General features: G+C 31.5%; 6 protein-coding genes and 1 pseudogene. All 7 read right to left on the minus strand.

The window, feature by feature from the left end; genetic code table 11:
• Positions 1-194: 194 nt before the first annotated feature.
• Positions 195-989, minus strand: a complete 795-nt coding sequence (locus tag DFR79_RS15720; RefSeq protein WP_133516408.1) for an SDR family NAD(P)-dependent oxidoreductase — start codon at positions 987-989, stop codon at positions 195-197.
• Positions 990-1,010: 21 nt separating this feature from the next.
• Positions 1,011-2,057, minus strand: a complete 1,047-nt coding sequence (locus DFR79_RS15725; RefSeq protein WP_208107569.1) for an NAD(P)-dependent alcohol dehydrogenase — start codon at positions 2,055-2,057, stop codon at positions 1,011-1,013.
• A gap of 163 nt (positions 2,058-2,220) precedes the next feature.
• A complete protein-coding gene (locus tag DFR79_RS15730; RefSeq protein ID WP_432207101.1) occupies positions 2,221-3,150 on the minus strand; it encodes a sugar ABC transporter substrate-binding protein in 930 nt (309 codons plus the stop codon).
• 99 nt (positions 3,151-3,249) lie between these two features.
• Complete coding sequence (locus tag DFR79_RS15735) at positions 3,250-4,242, minus strand: ABC transporter permease (protein ID WP_133516409.1); 993 nt, start codon at positions 4,240-4,242, stop codon at positions 3,250-3,252.
• 24 nt (positions 4,243-4,266) lie between these two features.
• Positions 4,267-5,757 (minus strand): sugar ABC transporter ATP-binding protein, encoded by a 1,491-nt coding sequence (locus DFR79_RS15740; RefSeq protein WP_133516410.1) that lies wholly within the window; start codon positions 5,755-5,757, stop codon positions 4,267-4,269.
• A gap of 229 nt (positions 5,758-5,986) precedes the next feature.
• Positions 5,987-6,067 (minus strand): annotated as a pseudogene (locus DFR79_RS16555) (hypothetical protein); the annotation flags it as partial.
• A gap of 37 nt (positions 6,068-6,104) precedes the next feature.
• Positions 6,105-6,521 carry an AraC family transcriptional regulator gene (locus DFR79_RS15750; protein ID WP_133516411.1) on the minus strand — a complete coding sequence of 139 codons (417 nt, stop codon included), beginning with the start codon at positions 6,519-6,521 and terminating at the stop codon, positions 6,105-6,107.
• Between the last annotated feature and the right edge of the window lie 149 nt (positions 6,522-6,670).

Below are 6,670 nucleotides of genomic sequence, written 5' to 3' on the forward strand. Positions count from 1 at the left end.
AATATTTCTAATATTCTTTATTTTGGTACTACTGCTGAGAATACTGTTTGAACGGTATTCTCCTTATTTTTTAAAAATCATTTGCGGAATCTCTGGCCGGCACAGCCACCGACGGTTTCAATATCTTCCAATGTTTATATATTTTGAATATAGACTATTTTATAAAAATAAATAACTATTTATGTTATATACATTTATATTGTTGTTTTTAACCAACCACCATCAACGTAATAACTTGATCCTACACAGTAACTTGCTTTATCAGAGCACATATAAACATAAAAATCAGCCAGTTCTTCTGGAGTTGCAAATCTTTTAATTGGAGTATTTTCTTCTGCAATATTATCAAGATAATCCTGATAACTTTTATCTGTATCTTTTGTCAGATCTTTCGCAGTATTAACCCAATCTTCAGTCTGAATCAGCCCCGGATTGATACTGTTAACCCGAATATTGTCTTCTATAAATTCATTGGCCATTCCTTTGGACAGCATTGTTAAAGCAGCTTTAGTTGTATTATAGATCGGTTCATAATCTAAAGGTTGTTTTGCACAAATTGAAGAAGTATTTAAAATAACTCCTCCACCATTTTCTTTCATAACTGGCACTACCAACCTGCTTAATCTAACAACCGCCATTACATGCAGATTCCAAAAATAATTCCATTTCTCATCATCAGCATCAATTATATTTTCATTTGTTCCAGTACCTGCATTATTAATAAGGATATCAATTCTATCACTAAAGTCTTTAATTTTTGCAAATGCCTTTTCTATATCTTCTTTTTTAGTTAGATCAGCTGAAACTTCTAATGCTTTAACATTATACTCTTCTCTTATCATTGAAGCTGACTCTTTTAATCTATTTTCACCTCTAGCTATTAAAGCAACATTAACACCTTCAGCAGCAAGTCCTTTTGCAACAGCAAAACCAATACCTTTACTGCCACCTGTAATAACTGCAAATTTATTTTTTAAATTTAGATCCATCATTAACCCCCTCACTATCAACTATTTATTCATATCGATTACAATTTTTACTGTCTTATCCTTGTTAGCTATATTATATTCAAATGCCTCCTGAATTTCAGAAAAACCAAAAGTATCAGTTACCACCTGTTTAATATCAATAATTCCATCTCCAACTGCTTTAATTGCTTTTGGATAAATATTTCTGTATCTAAATACAGTGTTAATATAAGCTTCTTTTGCCTGTAATTTACCAAAATCAAATTCTATCTGTGGATCAGCAGCCATACCAACAAGCACAATTCGACCACCTCGTTTAATTAACTCTACAGACTGTTTGACTGTAACCTTACTACCGGCAGTTTCGATAACCATATCTACACCTTTACCATCAGTTAATTTCATTATTTCTTCTACTACATCAACTTCTTTAGCATTTAAAGTTTTAGCAGCACCTACCTCATCTGCCTTTTCTAAGCGAATATCAATTAAATCAACAACATAAACCTCTGTGACACCTCTTGCCTGTAAAGCCATTAAAGTTGAAAGTCCGATACAGCCAGATCCTAAAACAGCTGCAGTCTCTCCAACCTGAGCATCAGCCTGATTAGCAGCATGAAAACCAACAGAAAGTGGTTCTATTAAAGCTCCTTCTATTGTATCCATACCTTCAGGTAACTTAAAACACATATTTGCTGGATAAGCTAAGTATTCTGAAAACGCACCATCATAGGGAGGAGTTGCTAAAAATTCTACGTCAGGACAGAGGTTATATTTGCCTGATTTACAGTATTCACACTTACCACAGGGAATTCCAGGCTCTAAAGTAACTAATTCACCCTCTTTAAGACCTTCAACATTTTTTCCGGTCTTAACTATTTTTCCAGCTGATTCATGTCCTAAAACAATTGGATCTTCAACTACAAAGTCTCCAATTCGACCATGTTCATAATAATGAACATCTGAACCACATAAACCAACATGTTCTATTTTTACTAATACTTCATCAGCATCAATTTCTGGAACATCCCGCTCTACAATTTCCATTTTACCAGGTTCAGGCATTAAAGCTACTTTCATTTTATCCATTAAAATCATCCCTTCCTAAAGTTTAATAGTTAATCAAATATGCTGGCTGCAAAATCACAGCCAGCACATCCAAGATGTTTATTTTTATTATAACATAATTATACTTATTACTCAGATATAATTATCATATTTATCCAATTATATCTTTAAAAATAATCTTATTTTACAGGTTTCCAGCTTCTTCATGCATTTCAATATACTTATCAACATTACTCTGATCTACAACTGGGTTTCCTATATTAGTATGAATCTCAATAACTTCATCTCTTAATAATAGATCTGAAGCCCATAATAATTTATCAGCTAAAGCATAAGCACTCTGCATTGTTGTAGCTGTCATTAGTCCATCTTTAATTAATAGGCAGGCTTCAGCAGTTCCATCAACACCATAGGCTAAAATGTCATTAAATTTAGGATCATCTTTTACAACTTCTAGTGCACCTGCTGCCATATTATCATTCATGGAAATTATGGCATCTATGCGGTCATTTGCAATTACCCAGTCTTCCATATATCTCATGGCTTCATCTTTATTCCAGTTAGCGATCTGCTCGCCAACAATTGTTACATCAGGACGCTTTTCGAAAAACTCCGCTTCCCACGCTTTACGTCTTTCACTTGAGTGGAAGTTTCCGGGAGGTCCTGTCAAAACGACTACATTAGCGTTTTCTGGAACCTGTTCCACAGCTCTTTCTGCAACTACAGCTGCCTGTGCATATGGATCCGCATCAACAGATGAGCCGCCCTCAATACCTTCAATACGGGCATTGGTTGTAATTAATTCAATACCTGCTTCTACTACCTGCTCAGCATAAGGTCTCTGAGCTTCACCATTATTAGGTTGAATAATAATTAAATCATATTCATTTGTAATAGCATTTTCAATTAATGAATTTTGTTTTGAGTCTGATCCCTGACCATCAAAAACCTCAACATTAATGTTTTCATAGTTCTCAGCTTCATTCACAATTGAATTAGCTAACCAGGCAGCAAACGAATCCCCCTGGGCTCTTGCAATGTAAGCTACTTCATACTTTTCCTGGGCCATGACTGAACTGCTCATTGTGATCACCAAAGCAAAAACTAAAACCATACTAACTAATAAAGCTTTTTTCAACATAATTACCTCCTTGTATTATTATTAACGGCTGTTGAAGCCATTGTGAACTGATTTAAAGTTTTAATTTATTTTTTATTCTTCTTTCTCGTCTTCTTCAACTTCAATTTCACCTTTTTCAGATTTCATTTTCATATTCTTAGAATATGTATCATAAATTACAGCCAGTGCAATTATTGCACCACGAATAATCTGCTGCAAATATGAATTAACAGCTGTCAAATTCATAATGTTATTTAAAGTTCCAACTATAAAAGCACCAATAACTGTTCCACCAGCAGTACCAATACCACCTGAGAAACTTGTACCACCAATAATAGATGCTGTAAGAGCTTGAAATTCAAATCCCTGGCCACCATTTGGCAGACCTGCATTAACTCTTGACATGAATATAACTCCTGCAATCCCAACAAATACTCCGTTAATAATATATGCTTTCATTTTATTTTTGTTAACATTAACACCAGAAGCAACTGCAGCTTCTTCATTACCACCTATTGCATATAAAGAACGTCCCAATCTTGTATGATGTAAAATATACCAGGTAACAAAAGCAATTATAACTAAGAAAATAATAGGTGTCGGTATACCAAGAATAGATCCCTGACCAAAAATTGTATAATCTCCAATTTGATAAATATTTTGCCCATTTGTATATAGTAATGCTGCACCTCTTGCCATTGCCATCATCGCTAAAGTAGCAATAAAAGGAGGGGTTTTAAATTTTGTTACCATAATACCATTAAGTATATTACAAATTACTGCTACAATTATAGCTACCAAAAATGCCAGCAATAATGAGCCAGTCATCTTGAAAACAGAAACTGATAAAAGACCTGCCAGTGCTAAAACTGATCCATTGGATAAATCTAACATACCAGAAATAATCAAAATTGTTTCACCAAAAGCAAGGATTGTTGTTATTGATACCTGTTTTGAAATATTAGATAAATTTCTAGCTGATAAAAAATTGCTGTTTAAAAGTGTAGCTATAATAAAAAGAAGTATTAAAACAAGTAAAATACCATATTTTTTTCTTACTCTTTTAAATCTATTACTAATATTCATTTAATCACCACTTTCCTTGATTAATTAGCCCCCAATAGCATATTTCATAATTGCTTTTTGGGAAAATTCTTCTCTACTCAATTCTCCAGTTATTGTACCTTCAGACATAACATAAATTCGATCACACATTCCTATTAATTCTGGTAATTCTGAAGAAACCATAACTATCCCCTTGCCCTCTTTGGCAAGATCCACCATTAGTTTATAAATTTCATATTTAGCACCAACATCAATTCCTCTTGTTGGTTCATCTAAAAGAAAGACATCCGGATTATTTACCAGCCACTTGGCTAAAATCACTTTCTGCTGATTTCCCCCACTTAAAGAACTAACATTTGTTTCTATCGATGGAGTTTTAATATTAAGTTTATGACTCATATCTTCTACAACTTTTTTTTCTTTTTTAGCATGTAATCTACCACCATAAATAAAGTCATCTAATTTTGAAATAGTAATATTTTCTCTTACACTTCTCACTGGAACTATACCATAACGGCGTCTATCTTCAGATAACATAACAAGACCATTATCAATACTGTCAGAAGTATTAGTTATTTTCGCATTTTTTCCTTTAATTTTTATTTCTCCAGAATCAAATTCATCCAGCCCAAATAAACTCCTCATAACCTCAGTTCTACCAGCACCTACCAGACCGGCAAAACCAACTATTTCTCCCCGGTGAACATTAAAGTTAATATCTCTGATTACACCTTTTCTACTTAAATTTCTTACTTCAAATATTTTTTTGCCGATTTCAATTTCTTCTTTTGGAAAAGCCTTGGACAGTTCTCTTCCCACCATCATTGATACTACTTTGTCTTCTGTTAAATCTTCTGCTTTATTAGTGGCTACAACTTTACCATCTCTCAAAACAGTGATTTCATCTGCTATTTGAAAAATCTCATCCATTTTATGAGAAATATAAATCACACTTTTTCCTCTATCTCTTAAAGAATTGATCTTTTCAAATAAAATTTCTATTTCTTTATCACTAATAGCTGAAGTTGGTTCATCCATAATTATAATATCTGAATCATAAGAAACAGCTTTTGAAATTTCTAAAAGCTGAATATCTGAAATAGTAAGATTTTTTAATTTGGTATCTAAAGAATAATTAAGTCCTTCTTCTTCAAGTAAATTTTTTGCGGTTTCTCTTGCCTTTTTCCAGTTTACCTTACCAAATTTATTGGTAGGCCATCTCCCGGCAACAAAGTTTTCTTCAACAGTCATTTCCGGAACATAATTCAATTCCTGAAAAATCATAGAAATTCCATGATCTATAGCTTCAACTGGACTATTAATATCTGCTAACTCACCGTCAATATAAATTTCTCCACTATCTTGATTATAAATTCCATTAATAATTTTCATTAAAGTGGATTTACCAGCACCATTTTCTCCACATAAAACATGAACACTACCTTTTTTTACCGAAAAATTAATATTATCTAAAGCTTTTACCCCTGGAAAAGATTTGTTGATATTTTCAATTTTTAATTTAATCTCTTTTTCCATAATACACCTCCTCAATATTTATTTTTTATTATCTAATTAAAATTATATGTTTAATTATTTAAATTTTAAATGAATGCAATTAACAACTTTATATAAAATATTACGAAAAATCAGAATAATTTAGTGATATAATACACATATTGATCTTTTTTATACTATATTATAATTTTTTTATATTTTCTTAAGATGGCATAAAAAAATCCAGCTATTAGCTAGCCGGATCATAAATTCAGTCTTTTTTAATTATATTTTTATATTCTGTAACAGTCATTCCACTAATTTTTTTAAAAACCCTGCTGAAATAATACTGATTAGAAAAGCCAACTTTGCTGTATAACTCTTTTAACTTATAGTTTTTTTTCTAACAAAAGCTGTTTTGCTTTATCTACTCTGAGTTTATTAATATAAGTAGTAGTATTTTCTCCTATCTCATCTTTAAAAACATTGCAGAGATAATTTTTTGAAATATTAAGCTCATTAGCAACATTTTCTAGTGAAATTTTTTGATCATAATTTGACTCAATATAATTTAATGCCTGGTCAATTAAAACCTTTGAGTGATTCTGATTTGAATTTTTTATATTGTCTAAAATCATTTTTACAAAGTCATAAAAAAGCTGCTCAATTTTACTTAAAGCTGTTTCATTTAAAATCGAGTAATAGTAGTACTCATATTCTTCTAGATACTTCTCGGTCTGCAGAAGTGTTTTGAAACTATTGAAAATATTTGTAAGTAAATTGGAATAGAATAATTTAACTTCCATTGGACTAATATTATTCTTATTAAAATAATCGTTAATCTCATTTATCTTTTCTTTAGTATTGTATAATAAGTTGTGTAAATTAAATTTAGCGATTTTTTAAAATAAAAAAGAGGAATCCTTCTTTGAGTGGTTGAATATATTTATTGACG

Origin of the sequence: Halanaerobium saccharolyticum (assembly GCF_004362045.1) — a bacterium.
GTDB classification, from domain to species: Bacteria; Bacillota; Halanaerobiia; order Halanaerobiales; family Halanaerobiaceae; genus Halanaerobium; species Halanaerobium saccharolyticum_C.

Coding starts and splice junctions, on each gene's coding strand:
- DFR79_RS15720 (WP_133516408.1), bottom strand. CDS start 989: ATGGATCTAAATTTAAAAAATAAATTTGCAGTTATTACAGGTGGCAGT.
- DFR79_RS15725 (WP_208107569.1), bottom strand. CDS start 2,057: ATGGATAAAATGAAAGTAGCTTTAATGCCTGAACCTGGTAAAATGGAA.
- DFR79_RS15730 (WP_432207101.1), bottom strand. CDS start 3,150: ATGGTTTTAGTTTTTGCTTTGGTGATCACAATGAGCAGTTCAGTCATG.
- DFR79_RS15735 (WP_133516409.1), bottom strand. CDS start 4,242: ATGAATATTAGTAATAGATTTAAAAGAGTAAGAAAAAAATATGGTATT.
- DFR79_RS15740 (WP_133516410.1), bottom strand. CDS start 5,757: ATGGAAAAAGAGATTAAATTAAAAATTGAAAATATCAACAAATCTTTT.
- DFR79_RS15750 (WP_133516411.1), bottom strand. CDS start 6,521: ATGGAAGTTAAATTATTCTATTCCAATTTACTTACAAATATTTTCAAT.